The 20,017-nt window shown below is 39.9% G+C and carries 21 protein-coding genes; 9 read left to right on the top strand and 12 right to left on the bottom strand.

The window, feature by feature from the left end; genetic code table 11:
* Positions 1-80 precede the first annotated feature (80 nt).
* Together BMF77_RS11055 and BMF77_RS11050 are read left to right on the top strand one after the other, a co-directional pair.
* Positions 81-1,229, top strand: a complete 1,149-nt coding sequence (locus tag BMF77_RS11055; RefSeq protein ID WP_148762806.1) for a glycosyltransferase family 4 protein — start codon at positions 81-83, stop codon at positions 1,227-1,229.
* 368 nt (positions 1,230-1,597) lie between these two features.
* Positions 1,598-2,566, top strand: coding sequence for an orange carotenoid protein N-terminal domain-containing protein (locus BMF77_RS11050; RefSeq protein WP_148762804.1), 969 nt, complete (start codon positions 1,598-1,600; stop codon positions 2,564-2,566).
* 186 nt (positions 2,567-2,752) lie between these two features.
* Here BMF77_RS11050 and BMF77_RS11045 read toward each other — a convergent pair whose 3' ends face one another.
* The 3 genes from BMF77_RS11045 to gpmI all read right to left on the bottom strand — a co-directional run bounded on the left by BMF77_RS11045 (position 2,753) and on the right by gpmI (position 5,657).
* Positions 2,753-3,517, bottom strand: coding sequence for a peptidase (locus BMF77_RS11045; protein WP_148762802.1), 765 nt, complete (start codon positions 3,515-3,517; stop codon positions 2,753-2,755).
* Between the two features lie 12 nt (positions 3,518-3,529).
* Positions 3,530-3,763 carry a preprotein translocase subunit SecG gene (gene secG, locus BMF77_RS11040; RefSeq protein ID WP_096669944.1) on the bottom strand — a complete coding sequence of 78 codons (234 nt, stop codon included), beginning with the start codon at positions 3,761-3,763 and terminating at the stop codon, positions 3,530-3,532.
* A 295-nt stretch (positions 3,764-4,058) separates the two neighbouring features.
* Positions 4,059-5,657, bottom strand: coding sequence for a 2,3-bisphosphoglycerate-independent phosphoglycerate mutase (gene gpmI / locus BMF77_RS11035; RefSeq protein ID WP_148762800.1), 1,599 nt, complete (start codon positions 5,655-5,657; stop codon positions 4,059-4,061).
* 406 nt (positions 5,658-6,063) lie between these two features.
* Here gpmI and BMF77_RS11030 point away from each other — a divergent pair, with 406 nt between their 5' ends.
* A complete protein-coding gene (locus BMF77_RS11030) occupies positions 6,064-6,459 on the top strand; it encodes a type II toxin-antitoxin system RelE/ParE family toxin (protein WP_148762798.1) in 396 nt (131 codons plus the stop codon).
* The gene (locus BMF77_RS11025; protein ID WP_015079248.1) at positions 6,431-6,748 is read left to right on the top strand and encodes a DNA-binding transcriptional regulator; all 318 of its coding nucleotides are present in this window, start codon (positions 6,431-6,433) and stop codon (positions 6,746-6,748) included. The genes BMF77_RS11030 and BMF77_RS11025 overlap by 29 nt, the downstream gene beginning before the upstream one ends.
* Positions 6,749-6,809: 61 nt before the next feature.
* On the opposite strand, the gene BMF77_RS11020 is transcribed toward BMF77_RS11025, so the two are convergent.
* Both BMF77_RS11020 and BMF77_RS11015 read right to left on the bottom strand, forming a co-directional pair.
* Positions 6,810-7,376, bottom strand: coding sequence for a hypothetical protein (locus BMF77_RS11020; RefSeq protein ID WP_371735523.1), 567 nt, complete (start codon positions 7,374-7,376; stop codon positions 6,810-6,812).
* 239 nt (positions 7,377-7,615) lie between these two features.
* On the bottom strand, positions 7,616-8,518 hold the full coding sequence (locus BMF77_RS11015) for a S1 RNA-binding domain-containing protein (protein WP_015079250.1): 903 nt from the start codon (positions 8,516-8,518) through the stop codon (positions 7,616-7,618).
* On the opposite strand from BMF77_RS11015, the gene BMF77_RS26670 reads away from it, so the two are divergent.
* Positions 8,517-8,663, top strand: a complete 147-nt coding sequence (locus tag BMF77_RS26670; protein ID WP_168204429.1) for a hypothetical protein — start codon at positions 8,517-8,519, stop codon at positions 8,661-8,663. The two genes, BMF77_RS11015 and BMF77_RS26670, sit on opposite strands and share 2 nt — an antisense overlap.
* On the opposite strand, the gene BMF77_RS11010 is transcribed toward BMF77_RS26670, so the two are convergent.
* Complete coding sequence (locus BMF77_RS11010) at positions 8,647-9,387, bottom strand: dienelactone hydrolase family protein (protein WP_148762796.1); 741 nt, start codon at positions 9,385-9,387, stop codon at positions 8,647-8,649. The genes BMF77_RS26670 and BMF77_RS11010 overlap by 17 nt on opposite strands.
* Before the next feature lie 372 nt (positions 9,388-9,759).
* Between BMF77_RS11010 and BMF77_RS11005 the strand changes: the two genes are divergently transcribed.
* Both BMF77_RS11005 and BMF77_RS26665 read left to right on the top strand, forming a co-directional pair.
* Positions 9,760-10,746 (top strand): GntR family transcriptional regulator, encoded by a 987-nt coding sequence (locus BMF77_RS11005; protein WP_148762794.1) that lies wholly within the window; start codon positions 9,760-9,762, stop codon positions 10,744-10,746.
* A 15-nt stretch (positions 10,747-10,761) separates the two neighbouring features.
* Complete coding sequence (locus tag BMF77_RS26665; RefSeq protein ID WP_168204428.1) at positions 10,762-10,914, top strand: hypothetical protein; 153 nt, start codon at positions 10,762-10,764, stop codon at positions 10,912-10,914.
* A 499-nt stretch (positions 10,915-11,413) separates the two neighbouring features.
* Here the strand turns inward: BMF77_RS26665 and BMF77_RS10995 are convergent, their stop codons facing one another.
* From BMF77_RS10995 to BMF77_RS10980, 4 genes are all read right to left on the bottom strand, one after another.
* Positions 11,414-13,006, bottom strand: coding sequence for a 2-isopropylmalate synthase (locus tag BMF77_RS10995; RefSeq protein ID WP_148762792.1), 1,593 nt, complete (start codon positions 13,004-13,006; stop codon positions 11,414-11,416).
* A 212-nt stretch (positions 13,007-13,218) separates the two neighbouring features.
* Positions 13,219-13,740, bottom strand: coding sequence for an NYN domain-containing protein (locus BMF77_RS10990; protein ID WP_104387051.1), 522 nt, complete (start codon positions 13,738-13,740; stop codon positions 13,219-13,221).
* Between the two features lie 851 nt (positions 13,741-14,591).
* Complete coding sequence (gene mreC / locus BMF77_RS10985; protein ID WP_148762790.1) at positions 14,592-15,380, bottom strand: rod shape-determining protein MreC; 789 nt, start codon at positions 15,378-15,380, stop codon at positions 14,592-14,594.
* A gap of 784 nt (positions 15,381-16,164) precedes the next feature.
* On the bottom strand, positions 16,165-17,172 hold the full coding sequence (locus tag BMF77_RS10980; protein ID WP_041457858.1) for a rod shape-determining protein: 1,008 nt from the start codon (positions 17,170-17,172) through the stop codon (positions 16,165-16,167).
* 368 nt (positions 17,173-17,540) lie between these two features.
* On the opposite strand from BMF77_RS10980, the gene BMF77_RS10975 reads away from it, so the two are divergent.
* Positions 17,541-17,903: a single-stranded DNA-binding protein gene (locus tag BMF77_RS10975; protein ID WP_148762788.1), complete on the top strand. Its 363-nt coding sequence runs from the start codon at positions 17,541-17,543 to the stop codon at positions 17,901-17,903.
* 15 nt (positions 17,904-17,918) lie between these two features.
* Positions 17,919-18,284 carry a hypothetical protein gene (locus BMF77_RS27865; protein ID WP_246863121.1) on the top strand — a complete coding sequence of 122 codons (366 nt, stop codon included), beginning with the start codon at positions 17,919-17,921 and terminating at the stop codon, positions 18,282-18,284.
* 7 nt (positions 18,285-18,291) lie between these two features.
* Here the strand turns inward: BMF77_RS27865 and BMF77_RS10965 are convergent, their stop codons facing one another.
* A complete protein-coding gene (locus BMF77_RS10965) occupies positions 18,292-19,035 on the bottom strand; it encodes an SIMPL domain-containing protein (RefSeq protein WP_015079690.1) in 744 nt (247 codons plus the stop codon).
* Between the two features lie 109 nt (positions 19,036-19,144).
* Entirely contained in the window at positions 19,145-19,951 is an 807-nt protein-coding gene (gene pstB, locus BMF77_RS10960) for a phosphate ABC transporter ATP-binding protein PstB (RefSeq protein WP_148762786.1), read from the bottom strand.
* Between the last annotated feature and the right edge of the window lie 66 nt (positions 19,952-20,017).

Genomic DNA, 20,017 nt, shown 5'->3' with positions numbered 1-20,017 from the left:
AATATCAAAAATTCAGCTATAACAACTTCATAATAAAAACAGTATATTTTACCCTCGCTTTTTTTATAGATAACCTAAGAATGCGTATAGCTTGGATTGGAAAAAAAACACCCTTTTGCGGTAACGTCACCTACAGTCGAGAAATTACCAACGGACTCCTAGACAGGGGACATGAGGTTAGTTTTCTACACTTTGCCCAAGAAGAAGCGACAACTGACAATTGGCCTAATTTTCAGGAAGTTCCTTTGCCATTTATTTACAAGTCCCAGGTTTATACAATTCCCTCTTTCAAAGCAACTAAGGTTTTGAAAGATTCTTTGCGGGAAATTAAGCCGGATATAGTTCACGCTTCTCTGACTTTATCAACTTTAGATTTTGTTCTACCAGAAATTTGCGAAGAGTTAAATTTGCCCCTCATTGCTACTTTCCACACTCCATTTGCAGGGAAGGGAGCAAAATTAATATCTAGTACCCAACTTTTAGCTTATCAACTTTACGCTCCTTTTTTGGATCATTATGATCGGGTAATTATCTTTTCCCAAATTCAGCGGGAATTGTTATCAGGTATGGGTGTGAGGGAAAAAAAGATTGCTGTTATACCTAATGGTGTAGATCCTGTTAAGTATTCTCCCGGTGTTTCTCATGTGAAAGCTGAATTTGGCGCTGAACGTTTGTTTGTTTATCAAGGGAGAATCGCTCAAGAGAAAAACGTTGAATCTCTCTTACGTGCTTGGAAACAATCACATATGGGCGTTAATACCAAATTATTGATTGTGGGTGATGGTCCATTAAAGCCTTCTCTAGAATCATTTTATGGACGAGAATATGGCATCATCTGGTTAGGTTTCATCGCTGATGAAGATCGCCGCATCGAAATTTTACGGGGTTCTGATGTATTTATTTTACCTTCTTTGGTAGAGGGTTTATCCTTGTCTCTATTAGAGGCAATGTCCTGTGGTTTAGCTTGTTTGGCTACTGATGTTGGTGCAGATGGAGAAGTTTTAGAAAAGGGTGCTGGTGTGGCAATTAATACAAGCAGTGTGCGATCGCAGTTAAAAACCCTCTTACCACTATTTCAAGATCATCCAGAGTTAACCACATTGTTGGGAGAAAAAGCCAGAAAGCGAGTATTAGAACGCTATACCCTGAATGATAACATCACCCAATTAGAAGAGCTTTATAGCCAAGTTCTCGCACAGCGACCTTTAACACTGAGTTGGGGTATTTAGCGTATTTTCAACAGCTATAACCAATAAATCTTTCTCTCTATTTCTGGATGAGGAAGATTTTTATTGTCTATTTATTCAGAATTGAATAAGTAGGTGAACACAATAAAACCAAACTGTGTAAAGAAATGTAAAATCGCTGAAAACTTCTTTACTCTTGCCTCTTGCCTCAAGCCTAGTGCTATGACGACAATTTTCAACGCCAACCCAAATACCATATTTAATCCATTTTGTCAATTCGCAATTTCTATTCTTTACAAAAATTAAGATTTTTATTACATTACTTTACATAAGACATAAGTTCATCATAAACATTTTTAGCTGATGTCTTCATAGCGACTAATTAACACATAATCTTGGAGATTCCGATTGTGGCTTTAACTATCCAGTCCGCTCAAACTATTTTTTCTAATACTCAACTTCCTAGTCCTATTCCCGCAACTATAGCATTGTTCGATCAACTTAACGTTGATGATCAATTAGCTTATCTTTGGTATGCTTACACCGAAATGGGTAAAACCATTACTCCTGCCGCACCTGGAGTAGCACGCTTGCAACTAGCTGAAAGTTTGCTGACCCAAATTAAGCAAATGTCTCGTGAAGAGCAAACCAAAGTAATGCGGGATTTAGCCAGTCGTGCTGATACTCCTATCAGCCGTTCCTATGGATTCTTCAGCGTCAATACCAAACTAGCTTTCTGGTACGAGTTAGGAGAATTGATGAAACAGGGAATCATCACTCCTGTCCCCGTTGGTTATCAAATGTCTCCTGGTGTAAAATTTGTATTAGAAGCCACACAAAAACTTGATCAAGGTCAGCAAATTACAGTATTACGGAATACTGTAGTAGATATGGGATTTGATACTTCTGAACTTGGTCCTAGTAGTTATCCCAAAGCAGCTACAGAACCTGCTTTCCAACGCACAACCCCTGTTATATCTTCAGTGAAAATTGACGGCATTACAGAACCCGCTGTCTTAGGCTACATTGAAGCCATGAATGCAGATAAATTTGATACTGCTATTGCACTATTCACTGCCGACGGTGCGCTACAACCACCATTCCAAAAACCCATTGTGGGTCGGGAAGCGATCGCTAAATATATGCGCGAAGAAGCACAAGGACTTAACATGATGCCACAACAAGGTATCTGTGAAGTTCAACCAGACGGTTCTAAGCAACTGAAAATCACAGGAGTAGTGCAAACTCCTTGGTTTGGTGTCACAGTTGGTATGAATATTTCTTGGCGGTTTTTAATCAATCCCGAAGGACAAATCTTCTTCGTAGCGATTGATATGCTTGCTTCTCCTCAAGAACTCATGAATCTGCGTCGAGTTTAATTAAATCCAGAGGCTGTCGAAAATCAAATTTATTTGTTATTTCCACAGCCTCGCAATAATAGAGTGAAAGCTATTGACACCGACCAGAAAATTTGTTATCATGGAAACGACGAGGAAGAACCATCTTTCCCGCATAAGCACAACTGGTCTTACCTTTGCGACTCTGCGTCTCTGCGTGAGCTAAGTTTAATTCTGCCCCAAACTTGTAGACTGTTCATAAACCTTCTTTAAAGTATTCACATCTCTAATCGAAATAAACGGCGGTTTGCGAACTTGAGAAAAATACATAATATCAGTTTGCAGAAGACTATGACCCCAAATTCCCAAAGCATGGCCAAGTTCATGACGGGTTGCTGATAAGACATAATCACCAGTTTGACTAGGACTCAACAGAATTGTAAACCGGTGAGATAAAATATTATTTTCAGTATATAAATCATAAGTAGTTAAAGCCGAACGCGCCCGCAGTATTTTACCATTAGGTTCACGTTGCAAAGGCGGTGCTTTTCGGGAGATTGTAATATCAGCAATAGCCGATTTTTCCACTACCTGTAAAGGTAAATAAATATTCCATTCTTGAACAGCTTGGAAAACACTATTAACCCATATTTGTGACTGCTTTTCATTAATATCTGTTGGTGTTTCTATCTTCACCTTTACCGGAAAACTTGACCAAATCAAATAACCAACTTTCGTAGATTTGATTTGATCAAAATAATCACCACTATTTGTTTTATCTTGCCATTGTGCCAGAGTCGCTGGTAAAGGATGAGTTTTTTGGATAAATTGGGAGTTTCTTTCCTGTTCCCTCACACCAGCATTTACTTGAAAGTTACTCAAAATAACTAGCAGTCCTGTACTTATTGCTAAAGTCAGAACTGCTACTTGTAGTGAGCGCGGTCGAACTATTAATCTTCGCCAAAAGTTTTGATTTTGGGTAATTTTTCCCATTTTCAGTTTCAATTATTTGGGCAACCAATTAGCACTTAAAACCACAGTTAAACCCATAAAAACTACAACTAATGCCCAAGTAACTCGATTTAAAGTATTTTCGGCACTTTTGGTACTGCTAAATAATTGTGCTTGTCCACCAATAGCACCAATGCCGTCACCTTTAGGACTATGTAACAAAACGAGAATAATCAAACCGAGAGCGGAAAAAGCCCAAATGCCTTGGATGATGTTAGTAATTGCCATATTTAGAAATGTTGATTATAAGAAGTCATCAATCTCGTAAGGGTTTAGCAATGCTCATTGGTGTCAACTTAGGTTACAGATGGCTTATTTGTTTGGCTTCCACACCCGTCAGGGAATAAATTCCCTGTCTCATAGCTCAAGTCCGTTAAAACGGACTAATAAATTTTCCTAGTATTTAGTCATCTTTTAGATGACTTTCGCTATTAGCAAGGAACTTGAGTTCCTTGCGGGATCAAGATTTTGCGTTAAGTTGACATCAATGAAGCTCTTGCTTTACCCCTACCATTTTACGATTTTACAAACCTATTTGTACAGGAGTACGAGTTAGTTGTAAATCATATTCTGCGGCTTTAAGTAATGATTGCCCTGTCATTTCTTCTGGTTTAGATATCTGTAAAATATCCAGAATAGTTGGGGCAATATCGGCTAATTTGCCATCATTTCTTAATTCCACATTTGTTCCATATCCGGGTATTTTGGCTTTTTCACCTTCTACCAAAATTAACGGAACTGGGTTAGTAGTATGCGCTGTCCACGGATGACCGCCTTCATCTAGCATATACTCAGCATTGCCGTGATCAGCAGTAATAATTGCTGTACCACCAGCTTTACCAATAGCATCAATCAGACGACCTAAACATTTATCTACTGCTTCAATCGCTGTCACAGTAGCGGGGATTTGCCCCGTATGCCCTACCATGTCTGGGTTAGCATAGTTCATCACGACTAGGGAGTAAATGCCCTTTCTCATGGCAGCGATCGCCACATCTGTCACAGCTTGTGCTGACATCGCCGGGGCTTGATCATAAGTTGCCACCATGGGACTACTGACTAATTCCCGGTCTTCTCCCTCACAGGGTTCTTCTAGTCCCCCATTAAAGAAGTAGGTAACGTGGGCATATTTTTCAGTTTCCGCAGTTCTAAACTGTTTTAAACCACGATTAGCGATCACTTCACCGAGAATATTACTCAGATTTTGCGGCGCAAAAGCCACAGAAACAGGTAATTCTGGATCATACTGGGTAAAAGTTACAAAGGAAAGCGGCTGAATTGGCTGTCTTGCAAAACCGTTAAAAGTGTTGCTGACAAAGGCTTGAGTTAGTTCTCTAGCCCGGTCAGGGCGGAAATTGAAAAATATAACCCCATCACCAGATTCTACCGCGCCTGGTTGCAGACGGACTGGGAGAATAAACTCATCAGTAATACTTTCAGCGTAAGCTGCTTGCACTGTCTCTACAGCAGTGAGTCCATTCCCAGCACCATCTGTTGTCATCACATCGTAAGCGCGTTGGACTCGATCCCAACGGTTATCACGATCCATGGCATAATAGCGACCGCTGATAGTCGCGATTTCACCAATGCCAACTTGATCTATATAGTCTGCCAATTGCTGGATGACGTTGATAGCATCTTTGGGTTTGGTGTCACGGCCATCAGTAATGGCGTGGATACAAACTTGTGAAAGTTGCTGTTCCTTTGCTAAGTCAAGTAGTCCAAATAGATGGGTAATATGGGAATGCACCCCGCCATCAGAACAAAGCCCCACTAGATGTAACTTGCCATTAGCAGAACGCACTTCTTGGCAAATTTTGACAAGGGCTGGGTTTGCGGCTAAAGAACCGTCTTCTACAGCATCTGAGATCCGTACCAGTTCTTGGGGTACGACTCGACCAGCCCCAATGTTCAAATGACCAACTTCCGAGTTGCCCATTTGACCTTCTGGCAACCCTACGGCTTTTCCTGATGTGCGAATGAGGGTGTGGGGATAGACTGCCCATAAACTGTCCATAATCGGAGTTTTGGCAGCGGTAATAGCGTTTCCTCGCGTTTCCTCACAGTAGCCCCATCCATCTAGAATGACTAGCACCACAGGAGCAACAGGTGCTTTGGTCATAGTAAAATTGCCCTTTACTTTTTGTAATACTCGAATGATACCATTGCTAACCAACTATGGAGGTTAAATTCTGCTGATTAATTTCTAATATTCTGCTGGTTATCATGTTTCATCCAATCAAAACAGCTTTTGTCGCTACCAGTAAAGATTGTGTAAAATCAGCATATCCATTTGGATAGGTAGTTTTGATTATTGACTATTATAGTACCAAGTGCTATACTTTAGTTAAAGAAGACTAAGAGGATGTTTGAAAAGTTTTTAATGTACAAACAAACCCCTCTCCAAACCTCTCCCCTAAGCGGGGAGAGGCTTTGAAACCCCCCTTCCCTCGTAGGGAAGGGGGGCTGGGGGGTTAGGTTTTTGGAGATTATCGGTTTCATCTAATACTTTTCAAACAACCTCTAATATGGCAATCTACAAAACCCAATGGTTTAACCGTTGGGCAAAAGATCAGAAGTTAAATGATTCTAGTCTCTGTAATGCTGTTGCAGAAATGGCAGCAGGTCTTTACGACGCGGACCTAGGAGGTGGACTATTTAAAAAACGCATTGCCCGTTCTGGAAAGGGCAAGAGGGCTGGTTTCCGTACATTGGTTGCTACTAACAAGGAAGATAGTTGGTTTTTTGTGTTTGGGTTTCCAAAAAACGAGCGTAGCAATATTGATCAGGATGAAAAAGAAGCCTTGAAAAAACTGTCATCAGAACTGCTGTCTTTAACAGCAGAGGCTCTTGAAATAGCAAAATTGAAAGATGAATTAATAGAGGTAATCTGTAATGAGGAAGAAAAAGTCAGCAATTCTTGAGGCTGTTCACGAAACTGCTATAGGACTATACAAGGCTGGTGTAATGAGTCAAGTTACGTTACGCGAATTTGATAGCTTGTGTTTACCTCCAATTGAACCGCTAGAACCTCAACAAATTAAGCAACTTCGTGAATCATTCAATGTCAGCCAATCTGTGTTTGCTGCTATTTTAAACATCAGTTCATCAACTGTTCAAAAATGGGAAATTGGGCAAAAACGACCTACAGGCGCGGCTCTTAAATTATTGCATTTAGTCCGGGAAAAAGGTTTGGAAAGTTTAATTTATTAATCTAACCTGATTGCTAAATAAGTAAGAAATTGCAGTTTCTAATTGCCAGAATAATCTTTATTTAATCAGCAAAAAAAATAATAATGGTACAATCAGCCCTAAAACTAATCACAGTTAATGAATTTATTGCTCCTATTAGCTGTTCCTGAATATTGGATTGTAGATTATTTAGATATTGGTGGTAAATTTTTTCTGGTAGTTGTTGAAAAGCTATTGTGGCAATTTGGTAAACTTCTTCCCAACTAATGCGTTGATAATGGGATGAACCTGATTTGAGAATCAGAGGATAACTAAGTCTCCCTAAATCATCACATTCTTGAGAAGTCAGTTGTTGTAATTCACTAATATTATATTTTTGAAAAAAATCTTGTTTAATTCCTGGTTGCAATTCTGCTGCAATTGCTTCCACACTTTTAGCACAACGTTGTAAATATTCTCCCGCTTCATTTACAAACCCTCCCTTTTGTCCACCCGTACCCCAAGCACAGGATAAACAAGCACTTTTATGATTGAGAGTTTGCCATAATTGTAAACCTTGGGGTGACAGAGTTTTTTCTATCCAGTATTGGATAACAGGTAAACCACCACCGGCATTGCAATTAGATTTATTTTCAGGTAAATTATCCATAAATAGAAGTTTTATATCTTATTTCTTTACGGACTGATTTTTTAATATTTAGCTTATACCAATTTTACATCAGGCTGCACAGAAACATGAAATCCATTAATTAATTTATCCCTCTTCATCTGCGTTTATCTGCGTTTATCTGCGTTCAATTGGATCATCTTTTTTGTGGAGTTCTCTAATATTATTATAGCGGGCAAGATGCCCGCACTACCAATCACCAATTACCAATTACCAATCACCTATTCAGCCGTTTTATTAGCCGCACGATTAGCACGAGATTCGGCTGAAGCCATCACTTCTGCAAAGTTTTCCACAACTTCACCAGGGTGGTTTTCCAAGACTCTGGTAGAAATCGCCACTCGACCTTTACCTTCGTCTAAATCAATAATTACAGCTTTGATTGGTTGACCAATTTGAAAGACTTTGTCTAAAGATTCAATGAATTTTTGGCTAACTTGTTTGATGTGTAGTAAGGCGCTGACACCATTAAAATCTACAAATACACCAAAAGGTTTGATGCCGGTGATTTTTCCTTCGATTAATTGACCGATTTCTAATAAACTGAAGTTGCTAGAACGAGCCGCTAAACGTTGAGAAAGAACGAGTTTATTGGTTTCCCGATTAATTTCTAAAAAACCCACAGTGAGACTTTGACCTTTGAGTGCATCTAGGTTATCACGTTCGGACAGGTGCGATCGCGGAATAAAACCTCGTAAACCAAAAAGATCAACAGTGACACCACCTTTATTAACACCTGTTACCCGCACTTGAACAGTTTGGGAATTCTCTTGTATTTCTGCTAGTTTTTCCCAAATCTGCCGCATTTCCAATTGCTTACGGGAAATGGTAACTTGACCTTCAGCATCCTGATCCCGAATAATTAAAAACTCTAGTTCCTCATCCATCGGTAATATTTCCGACAAATCAGTTACTGCTCTCAAAGAAGCCTCCTCTTGGGGAAGAAACGCCGACGATTTACCACCAATGTCAACATAAGCACCGTCGTGGTCAACTTGGAATATTTTGCCACGAACAACTTGTCCTTTTTGAAATTGGTAATCGTGTTTTTCCAGTGCTTTGGCAAAATCGTCCATTGAAAAAGACGAATTGGCTGTTTGAGAAAGTTTAGATTCGGAATTCATGACGTTTGAAGATAAATTATTATTTGTCAGTGGTCAGTTGTCAGTAGGGGCAAAGCATTTGGAAGATAAATTATCGGTCATTGCCAAAAATAGTTCTCCAAATGCTTCGCCCGTACAGTTGTCAGTGGTCAGGACAATTGGCTAAAAAGTTGTTGGACTTGCACCCAAGCATCCGCCGCAGCTTTAGGATTATAACTGGCACGACGGTCACAAAAAAACCCATGATCAGATCCATCGTAGCGAAACAGCCGATGAGAAATGTTATATTTTGCAAATTCGGCGGCAATCTCTTCCACTTGTTCTGGAGGAATACTGGCATCTTCCGCACCAAAAAAGGTGTAGATAGTGCCTTTAATCTCTGATGTCCGCGTCACCGTGGGATTTCCACCGCCAGGAGTCCGGGTAGTAATTCCCGCACCATAAAAGGACGCAGTGGCTTTAATATCAGTGAGAGTAGCAGCTAAATAGGCGACGTGACCACCAAAACAAAAGCCAATACAACCAAATCCATCTGGTTTGACTTGGGGTAAAGTTTTCAGGTAGTTAATAGCTGCTTGAATATCGCTTAAAAGTTCTGATGCTGTGGTTTGTGAGGCATAATTTCTACCTGTTTCCATCGCGTCGGCAGTATAACCAGTCTCAAATCCAGGGGCTTGACGCTGAAACAGTGCTGGAGCAATTGCTACATATCCCAGTTTAGCAATCCGTTCTGTGACATCCCGAATATGCACATTAACGCCAAAAATCTCTTGCAAAACCACAATTCCTGGATAAGAACCGGTTGCTGTTGGTTTAGCTAAATAAGCGGCGATTTGCAAATTATCTTCAGAAATTTGAATCGTTGAAGTGTTTATTGTTGGCTCTGTCATAATTAAGTTGGTAGTTAGGGAATAGGCGAGAATTAATAATATTTATTAGCCCTGTTGGCGGAGCGTTTCCGTAGGCTACTTTAGTTTAGGGCGGGTTATCTCAAGAACGAAATAGCCCTGTAAGTAAGTGGACGGCAGATAACCAAAATGTGTGAAGAAAAGTAAATAGGGCTTAAATCCTTTTTTCCCTGCCCCCTGCCTTGTCATAATGACAATTTTTAACGCCAACCTACTTCATTCATTCTGACTGTTGACTCCTAAATCGGTGTATTCTTCTGTGGTAATATTTTCCAAAGCAAACTAACTTATCAATCATATATTTAACAGGTAAATTATGGCCATTTGGATAAGTCTTATGGAGCAGGATGGGTAATGATTCAATTTCGTATTCAGCCAGATAGTGAAATTCCTGCATCTAATCAACTATTTAATCAAATCCGATTTGCGATCGCCTCTGGGCAATATACACCTGCATATAAACTGCCCAGTACCAGAGCTTTAGCAATGCAAACTGGATTACATCGCAATACCATTAGTAAAGTTTACCGCCAATTGGAGGAACAAGGATTTGTTGAAAGTCTAGCAGGTTCAGGAATCTATGTCCGCACCCAAGGTCATGAGGGTGGAAGTAAATCCCAGTCACCCATGCTTAAACAACATCCTGATGCTTATAAGGTAGTGCAACAAGCCCTAGATGAGTTACTTAGTCAAGGCTGTTCTCTCAATCAAGCCAGGGAACTATTTTTAGCGGAAGTGGACTGGCGTTTGCGTTGTAGTACCAGAGTATTAGTAGTAACCCCATCTCAAGATATTGGGGTTGGGGAATTAATGATTAATGAGTTGGAAGAATCCCTGCAAATCCCAGTCCAACTCGTAGCAATGGAAGAACTTATCAGCGTCCTCGACCAAACTACCTCAGCCACATTAGTCACCAGTCGTTATTTTATCGGAGAAGTGGAAGCGATCGCCTCACCAAAAGCTGTCCGGGTTATTCCTTTAGATATTCACGATTATAGCAAGGAACTCGCTGTAGTTAAAAGCCTAGCCAAATCTAGTTGTATCGGCATAGTTAGCCTTAGTCCTGGCATTCTCAGAGCCACAGAAGTCATTTTACACGGTTTACGCGGGGATGAATTATTGGTAATGACTGCCCAACCCAAGGATGCTTATAAACTACACGCTATCGTCAAACGCTCAGAAATTATCTTTTGTACGGATCAAGTCAGCTATTCTACCGCACAATCAGCTATGCAAACAGTCTTAGAAGACCTAATTCGTCCACCTAAACTCATTCGCTGTGAAAATTATATCGGCACACAGTCCATTAATTTATTAAAACGCGAACTGGGATTAATTTAATTTGTCAGTTGTCAGTTGTCAGTTGTCAGTTGTCAGTTGTTAGTAGGGGCGAAGCATTTGGAAGATAAATTATCGGTCATTGCCAAAAATAGTTCTCCAAATGCTTCGCCCGTACAGTTGTTAGTAGGGGCGAAGCATTTTGTACTCTTAAAACTGGGGTCTGTTTGACTTTGTGGATCTACTAAGGATTTCATATCCAATAATAAGTTTGGTAATTTTGTTTCTACCCCCTTACGTCCACTCCGGTCAAAACCATCAATTATCGGCTGACCACTCTCCAATTCCTGCATCCCTTTCCTGATGGTACGTCTATTCCATCCTAACTCTCGTTCTACTAAAGTCTGTCCACCTATTCCCAATCCTTTAACTACTTCTGCCATGAATTGTCTTCGATCGCTTCCCTTGAGTTTTTTGGCTGTTTTTATGTACAGATATTTTAGGTTCTCTGTTAGTTCAATGATAGATTTTGGACGCATTAGGTTAGCTGCACACTGAAATTATCTTCTCTCATTATATAGGGCTACTATTTGATTTTTGAACAAGCTGTAAACCGTAAACCCCATCGAATCAACGATTGAGTCTCAGTATAATGAACAACAATCAAACCGGATTCCTATAGGATCAATCATTCTGTGGAGTTCTCTTATTTATCTAACCCACCATAATATTACGCTGTGACTTCTTCCTTCACTTCCTGCTGTAAAGCTGAAACCAGTCTATTTAGTGCATTTACGTAAGCCTGAGCCGATGCCACAATAATATCGGTATTAGCCGCATGACCTGAAAATACACGGGATTCATGGCGTAAGCGAATTGTCACTTCTCCTAAAGCATCAATTCCTCCGGTGACAGATTGCACAGAAAACTCAATCAATTCATTCGGTACATTCACTACCCGATTGATGGCTTTGTACACCGCATCTACTGGACCTGTACCAATGGCTGCATCAGTTAATTCTTCTCCGTCGGGAGTGCGAAGAGTTACAGTAGCAGTAGGTTGAGCGTTACTACCACAGGAAACCTGTACCAACTCTACCTTAAATAAATCTGGTGCTTGTTGGATTTCATCATTGACAATGGCTTCCAAATCCCAATCAGAGATTTCTTTCTTTTTATCCGCTACGTCTTTGAATTTGACGAAGGCTTTATTTAATTCGGTTTCTGATAGTTCAAAACCCAATTCTTGCAAGCGGGTACGAAAAGCATTTCTGCCAGAATGTTTACCCAATACTATTTGATTGTCGGATAAACCAATTAATTGGGCATCCATAATCTCATAGGTGAGTTTATTTTTCAATACCCCATCTTGATGAATTCCCGATTCATGAGCAAAGGCATTTGCACCGACAATGGCTTTATTTGGTTGCACCAACATTCCCGTTAAATTGGAAACCAAACGGGAGGTTTTATAGATTTGTTTGGTGTCAATATTCGTGAGTTGTGCTTCCGAATTTTCAGCCCGTCCCAAGAAGGGATTAAAATATTGTCTGCGGACGTGCAAAGCCATCACTAATTCTTCTAAAGCTGCATTTCCGGCTCTTTCACCAATACCATTGATGGTACATTCTAATTGACGAGCGCCGTTTTTCACAGCTTCCAAAAAGTTAGCAACTGCTAAACCTAAATCATTATGGCCGTGAACGGAAATAATGGCTTTGTCAATGTTGGGGACATTTTCGGTAATGCCTTTAATGATGCCCCCAAATTCGCTGGGTGTGGTGTAACCTACGGTATCAGGAATATTAACAGTTGTTGCTCCAGCGGCGATCGCTCTTTCCAAAACTTCATACAAAAATTCTGGATCAGAACGTCCCGCATCTTCAGGAGAAAATTCGACATCATCGGTGAAGGTTTTGGCATAGGCTACCATTTCTTCAGCAATGGCAACTACTTCCGGTCTGGTCTTTTTTAACTTATATTGCAGGTGGATATCAGAAGTAGCAATAAAAGTATGAATTCTGCCTTTAGCAGCAGGTTTGATAGCCTCCGCTGCGGCTTTAATATCATCATGTCTGGCTCTGGCCAAACTACAAATTACCGGACCATTTTCCGTTCCCACAGTTTGGGCAATTTTGCTAACTGCTTCAAAATCTCCAGGACTAGCAAAAGCAAAACCAGCCTCAATAATATCTACTCCTAAGCGTGCTAGTTGTTTAGCAATAACTAGCTTTTCGTCTATGTTGAGAGTTGCTCCAGGACACTGTTCTCCATCACGCAATGTGGTGTCAAAGATAATAATTCTATCGGTTTGCTTGCTCATTAGCTTGACCTCTCTTAGTTTTGAGAATGGGCTGAATAAAAGAACATTAGGGAATTAGAATTAATCAAATGTGGTTTGATTTGTCAGTCTTAGAGAATTTATAATCATCACCGACTTCTAATTCCTCAATTCTTGCTTGATAAAATAACTGGAACTGTGAAATCAGAATTTTTAACTTTGAGATTTGTGAATAAATACTAAGCTAAGTTAAGTTAACCGTCAGTTTTTTCTATTCTATCTCTAATATCATTCAAGTCTATATATCTATCGGTAGCATTACGTAGTTCTCTGGCGATCATTCCTTCAGTTGATACTACTGTAATATGCGTATTTTTTGAGCGTAATAGTTCGATAGCTCTTTCAAAATCACCATCTCCGCTGAATAATACAACTCGGTCATATTGATCTACCGTATTAAACATATCAACGACAATTTCAATATCTAAATTCGCTTTTTGGGAGTAACGACCGGAAGCATCATCATAATACTCTTTGAGGATTTTCGTGCGAACTGTATATCCTAAACTGATGAGTGCATCTCGGAAACCCCGTTGGTCTTGTGGGTCTTTTAATCCAGTGTACCAAAAAGCATTGATTAATGTAGTTTCTGACTGTTCGTATTTGAAATATTCTAAAACCCGTCGGGGGTCAAAAAACCAACCATTTTTTTGTTGAGCATAGAACATATTGTTTCCGTCTACAAAAATAGACAGACGATTCATTGGAGAACCCATAAAAATTTACACCTAAATAATAGATAAGAATGTTAGAGGGAAGAATAGATTATAGCAATTATCAAGTGGTAATTTCGCTAATATCTTTAAGGTACATAATTATGTATAGCCATTATCTTACCTCTTTTAAAGCCAAAATTTGGACAAAATATCCCAGTTGAGATCCGAATTATTTAACTTGTTTCACCTCCGGGACTTGTAAATATGTTGTCTGATCAAAATCTACCAATAAAATTGACCTAGTAACAGGATTGTAAACTAGATGATATTCAATTTTACTCCTAAAGAGGTACGGGATAGGATTCTGGAGAAGGAATGGGCTGATCTTCATCAATAGATTTTTTCATCAACTGTAGGGATGATTTCAGAGGATTATCAATGCTTCAGGAGAGAAGACTATTGAGGATACGCATCTAGGATATCCTAGATGGACACCTAAAATTTGAAGAATACTCTATGAACGTAGTTTGAATAATTTGATGACTCCGAATATAAATTTTTATGACAACCAACCTGATCTGCGATCACAGGGGTGGGTTCAGTTACGTAAATATGGGGATGTATTTGTACGGAGTTTTTATACGATGAATATACTGATATGGGTTGGATAAAAATTAAAGGATGGGTGAAAAAGGGATAAGATGGTCATTTAAGTCTTAAATTTGCAGTTTTTAGCAGTCGAACAGAGTTCTGAATCAATATAAGTATTGTACTTAAACTAGTCAGTACAATAATATCGCCCCAGAACCTATATCTAGCTTAACCAAAAAATCAGATTCTGTTGGCAAATTAGAAAAGCAGTCTGGTGCGAGTGGTAGATTTGAGTCATTTACACTAATTAACCTTGTCCATCATTTCGTCAAATTCGGAGTTTCTAAATATTGTTTCTCTGGTTGAGGATAAACAGTTACCCAATCTAAATACCGAATTGGCGGAAATAACTCCACTTTAGCGATTGATGCCGGGAGTTTCTTTAAATCCAACGACTTAATTTTACCTATGGCTAAACCAGCGGGAAACTTCTGACTATAAGTAGATGTAGAAACTAAATCGCCTACTTTAACATTAGGCACTTTTTCATAAAACTCTAACACCCCTTCAGCGGAAGCATCACCTTGCAAAACTCCTTTAGCTGATGTGCGGCTGACAGTTACACCCACTTGACTTTTTAAATCACTAACCAACAATACACTGCTAGTATTAGTCGTCACACTTTCTACTAAACCTACCAATCCCCCATCGGCTTTAACAATAGAACCTTCTTGAATGCCTGATGCAGTCCCTCGATTCAAAATTACCTGTTGCCACCAATGATCTGCACTCCGTCCAATTACCCTTGCTATAATTGGCTTCTGTGGCAAGGTTTCTTTTTCTACGTAACTCAATAAACTTTTTAATTTTTCATTTTGGCTTTCTAGATCGACGATGCGAGTCTGTAATTCTAAAGATCTTGCATCTTTAATACTTTGCTCAGGAATCGTCCCTGACTGCACCATCTGTAATGGAATGGTGATTCCTTGATAGATTTCGCGTAATAATGCCCCTTTTGTTTCTCTGATTGTCCAAGCACTACCTAAAACTAAGGCCAATAACCCTATTTGTAATCCCTTATATTCCCACCAGCGCTTTAAAGTAAACATAAATATACCTGTATATATTTTTATAAATTATTCAGGAGTTACAAAAATATTGCTTAGGAACGCAAATTTAATCACCTGCAATTCTGATTTAACCGGAAATGGTGTGTTAGCAAAGCGTAACGCATCCTAATTTTGTACTTTATTTAATCTATACTCCTTAGTAAGACTTTCCGTGATCATTATCCCTCAACTTCCCTATACTTCTGTTGAAAACAATAGACATCTCCGGAAATTAAATATGCGTGACCTAAAAACCTTGTAGAGACGTTCCATGGAACGTCTCTACAATATTTACCGAAGCTGTCTAATGGATTCTATAATTTTGACACTCTCAGGGAAGACAGCCACTGAGATTCTACTGACAGAATTAGATTAAAGGTTTAGCCTAATCTAATCTCGCTGCGACCGTCAAACGCCGCCTAGACGCTCAATACAACCACCAATCAAGGTGTCGAAATTGCGCTTACTTTTATTGTTTTCAGTGTTTTTGTGAGTCCATCACTAAGCCAAGATGCGGTACGCTCCACAACCTGCCATTACTTGCTCTTTCTTGTCATACTGCCGCTAGGACTTGAACCTAACCGTTGTTTCATAGGAGCCGGGATTTCTCCGTACTAGGATGTTTCAACACGTAGATGTTTATTGTTCTTACTCACGATTTCATTCTAGCATACCACAGGGATTAAAATCCCTCGTGTCGCTTCCCTCTGTTGGGAGCCAAGCCACGCTCGTTTCCCACTTACCGCGAGGTCTTATGAATAAATACAGAACCCATATATTCCTACTACATATTACGGGAATGCCCGCTAAATACTCTCTCCAATTGTTTGAAGTTTTCTAATACACGACCTGTTCCCAACACTACACAGCTTAAAGGGTCCGCCGCAATGTGAGTCACAAGACCTGTCTCATGACTAATTAATGTATCCAGACCTTTGAGTAATGCACCACCTCCTGCCAACATGATCCCGCGATCAATAATGTCTGCTGCCAGTTCTGGAGGTGTCCGTTCTAGTGTCCGTCTCACTGCTTCGATAATTACCGCTAGAGGCTCTACCATGCTTTCCCGAATTTCTGGGCCTTTGATGCTTACAGTTCTGGGTAATCCAGAAAGTAAATGCAAGCCCCGGACTTCCATGACACTATCATTATCATCTGCGGTCGGATAGGCAGAACCAATCTTAATCTTAATATCCTCAGCAGTCCGTTCACCAATTACCAGATTATGAATTTTCTTCATATACTGAGTAATCGCTTCGGTTAGTTCATCTCCAGCAATGCGGACTGACTCGCTAATTACTGTACCCTGAAGACTTAATACCGCTACTTCTGTTGTGCCACCACCTATATCAATGATCATGTTACCCGTAGGTTCTGCAACTGGCAGTCCCGCACCGATTGCCGCTGCAACTGGTTCATCAATTAAATATACTTCCCTCGCTCCGGCTTGATTGGCTGCATCCATGACAGCCCGTCTTTCTACTCCTGTGACACCACTAGGAATGCCAATGATAATGCGGGGACGCATCAGGGATCTTCCCTCATTTACCCGCTGAATAAAGCTTTTTAGCATCAATTCAGCCGTGTCAAAGTCAGCAATCACACCGTCACGCAGGGGACGGAGGGCAATTACATTGCCTGGTGTCCGTCCGAGCATTTTTTTGGCCTCTTCTCCCACTGCCAGTGCCACCTTGAGATTTTGATCAATGGCAACTACAGAAGGTTCTTGCAGGACAATTCCTTTACCAGACACATAAACTAGGGTATTGGCTGTACCAAGGTCGATACCCATATCCCATGATGGACGAAAATTTCTGAAAAGATCCACGCTTCTCTTTGCCCCTTATTTGCGATACTTATAACTACAAAGATAAAAGTTAATAATGATTGACAGATTCCATGATGTTTGCTTGCCTGACTCCAGTAACCTAGACTATTTTTTTATCTAGGTTTTGTCAATCTTGATTTTAGTTTCACGAATCTTATGTTCTATTTTTTCATGGTCAGTCAGTATAACCGTATATTTTTTTTAATGTCAAGTATTTTTTGAATTTTTGTGCGAGTTAACTGTTGGGATTCTAACATATTTTCAATACTTTCACAATTAGTTATTATAGAATCCGGGATAGTACAATACAAAGTTACTAATAAATAAAAGCCATGAGCATTAATGTTGTCACTCTTATTGGCCGTGTAGGCATCGATCCTGATATGAAGTTTTTTGATTCGGGTAAAGTTAAATGTAGATTAACTCTAGCAGTCAGTCGTCGTACCCGTGAGGGAGAACATACAGACTGGTTTAACTTAGAATTATGGGGAAAAACTGCGGAAGTTGCGGGTAATTATGTTCGGAAAGGCAAACAAATAGGCGTTAAAGGTTCTTTGCGGTTTGATTCCTGGAGCGATCGCCAAAGCGGAGTTAACCGTTCTAGTCCAGTTATCAATGTCGAGCAACTAGAATTACTAGGTTCTAAGCGTGATGGTGAAGGTGGGGGAGCAGATATGTCTCCAGATAATTTCTAATTAGTCAGTTGTCAGTTGTTAGTAGGGGCGAAGCATTTGGAAGATAAATTATCGGTCATTGTCAAAAATAGTTCTCCAAATGCTTCGCCCGTACAGTTGTTAGTAGGGGCGAAGCATTTGGAAGATAAATTATCGGTCATTGCCAAAAATAGTTCTCCAAATGCTTCGCCCGTACAGTTGTTAGTAGGGGCGAAGCATTTGGAAGATAAATTATCGGTCATTGCCAAAAATAGTTCTCCAAATGCTTCGCCCGTACAGTTGTTAGTAGGGGCGAAGCATTTGGAAGATAAATTATCGGTCATTGCCAAAAATAGTTCTCCAAATGCTTCGCCCGTACAGTTGTTAGTTGTTTTTTCCTTGCCATTGACCACTGACCATTGACCACTGACTAATAACTAATTTGCAATGTTACTGATGCTTGTACTTCCTGTTCACCAGCAATTATGGGAGTAGAAGCATCTGCATTAGCTAATTTAGCCTCAGCCCGGTAAAGCATGGGAGGTGGTGGTGGAGTTGCACCATTGACTTGAATACTGACAATTTCTTTTTGTTGTAATCCCAGGCTACTTAAAACGGCTTCTGCTTGCTGTTGGGCATCCTGGGTAGCTTTTTTCAGAGCTTGTTTTTGGGCGATCGCAATTGCTTCATCACTAGCAATAAAACTCACACCGTTAATTTGTGTCGCTCCAGCCTTCACAGCTTCATCTAACAATGTTCCGGCTTGATCTGTAGGAATGCGGAAACTGACTGTATTACTGGCAGCATAACCAGTGATTCGTTGGACATTATTGCTGTAGCTATACACTGGATTCAGGCGAATTCCTGTAGTTGTCAATTTTTCCACATTACGTTTTTTCAGCAATGTCACCACAGCGGATGATTTACGAGCCGCTTCTTTTTGGACATCTTCAGCGGTTTTTCCTTGAATTTCCACACCTAAACTCACTTGAGATAAAGTTGTAGAAATTGTTTCTACTCCCCGTCCACTCACGGTTAAAGTTCGCCATAATTTTGCCTTTTCTTGCGCCGATGCAGGTAATATAAAAGTCGCGCATATCAATATACTCAAGGATAATATCTTCCCAAAATTCCTGGTAGGAAAACGAGAATTGGATAAAATAGTGTTAGACATTCTGCTGGCACTCCTCCAAAAACGGATCAATTCTTGGTTAACTGTTAATTATCAACTAATTATCAACAACCACCAAAACATTTTTACCACTTGTTTTATCATCTCAGCATTACCCAAATTTACCGCTAATGTAAGCTTTGGTATCTTCCTGTTGAGGGTTGCTGAAAATTAGCTCTGTCGAATTGTACTCTACTAAATACCCAGCCCGTCCACCTGATTCTGAGGCTCTAACATTAAAAAATGCCGTTTTATCAGATACTCGTGATGCTTGCTGCATATTGTGAGTGACTATGACGATGGTATATTGCTCTTTAAGTTGATGAATTAGTTCTTCAACCCGCGAGGTAGAAATAGGATCAAGAGCAGAACATGGTTCATCCATGAGGATAACTTCTGGTTGTACTGCGATCGCTCTGGCAATACATAAACGTTGTTGTTGTCCACCAGATAAAGATAAACCATTTTGGCGCAATTTATCCTTGACTTCATCCCACAAAGCCGCTTGTCGCAAACTCCGTTCTACTAATTCATTCATATCACCCCTGTAGCCATTAATTCTGGCCCCAAAAGCAATATTTTCATAAATTGACTTGGGAAATGGGTTGGGTCTTTGAAACACCATACCAATACGTCTCCGCACCTCTACGGGATCAGTATTGGGTGCATAGAGATTTTTATCATAGAAATAAACTTTACCTTCGGCTCTAAATGATGCGATTAAATCATTTAGACGGTTATAACATCGCAATAATGTACTTTTACCGCAGCCAGATGGTCCAATAAAAGCCGTCACCCGATTTTTAGGAATATCTAGCCAAACATTCTGTACAACCAAAAAATTGCCGTAGTAGATATTGAGATCTTCTGTGCGTAAAACCGATTCAGCCCCATTAATCGTGCTAATTGTAGTAGCCATAAATACTTAAATGAATGCAGAATTTAGAATTTAGAATTTAGAATTACGTTTTGCAACGGGGATTTT

Source organism: Dolichospermum sp. UHCC 0315A, from assembly GCF_008121535.1.
Taxonomy (GTDB): domain Bacteria; phylum Cyanobacteriota; class Cyanobacteriia; order Cyanobacteriales; family Nostocaceae; genus Dolichospermum; species Dolichospermum lemmermannii.
This window is presented reverse-complemented; position numbering and strand designations above follow the sequence as displayed.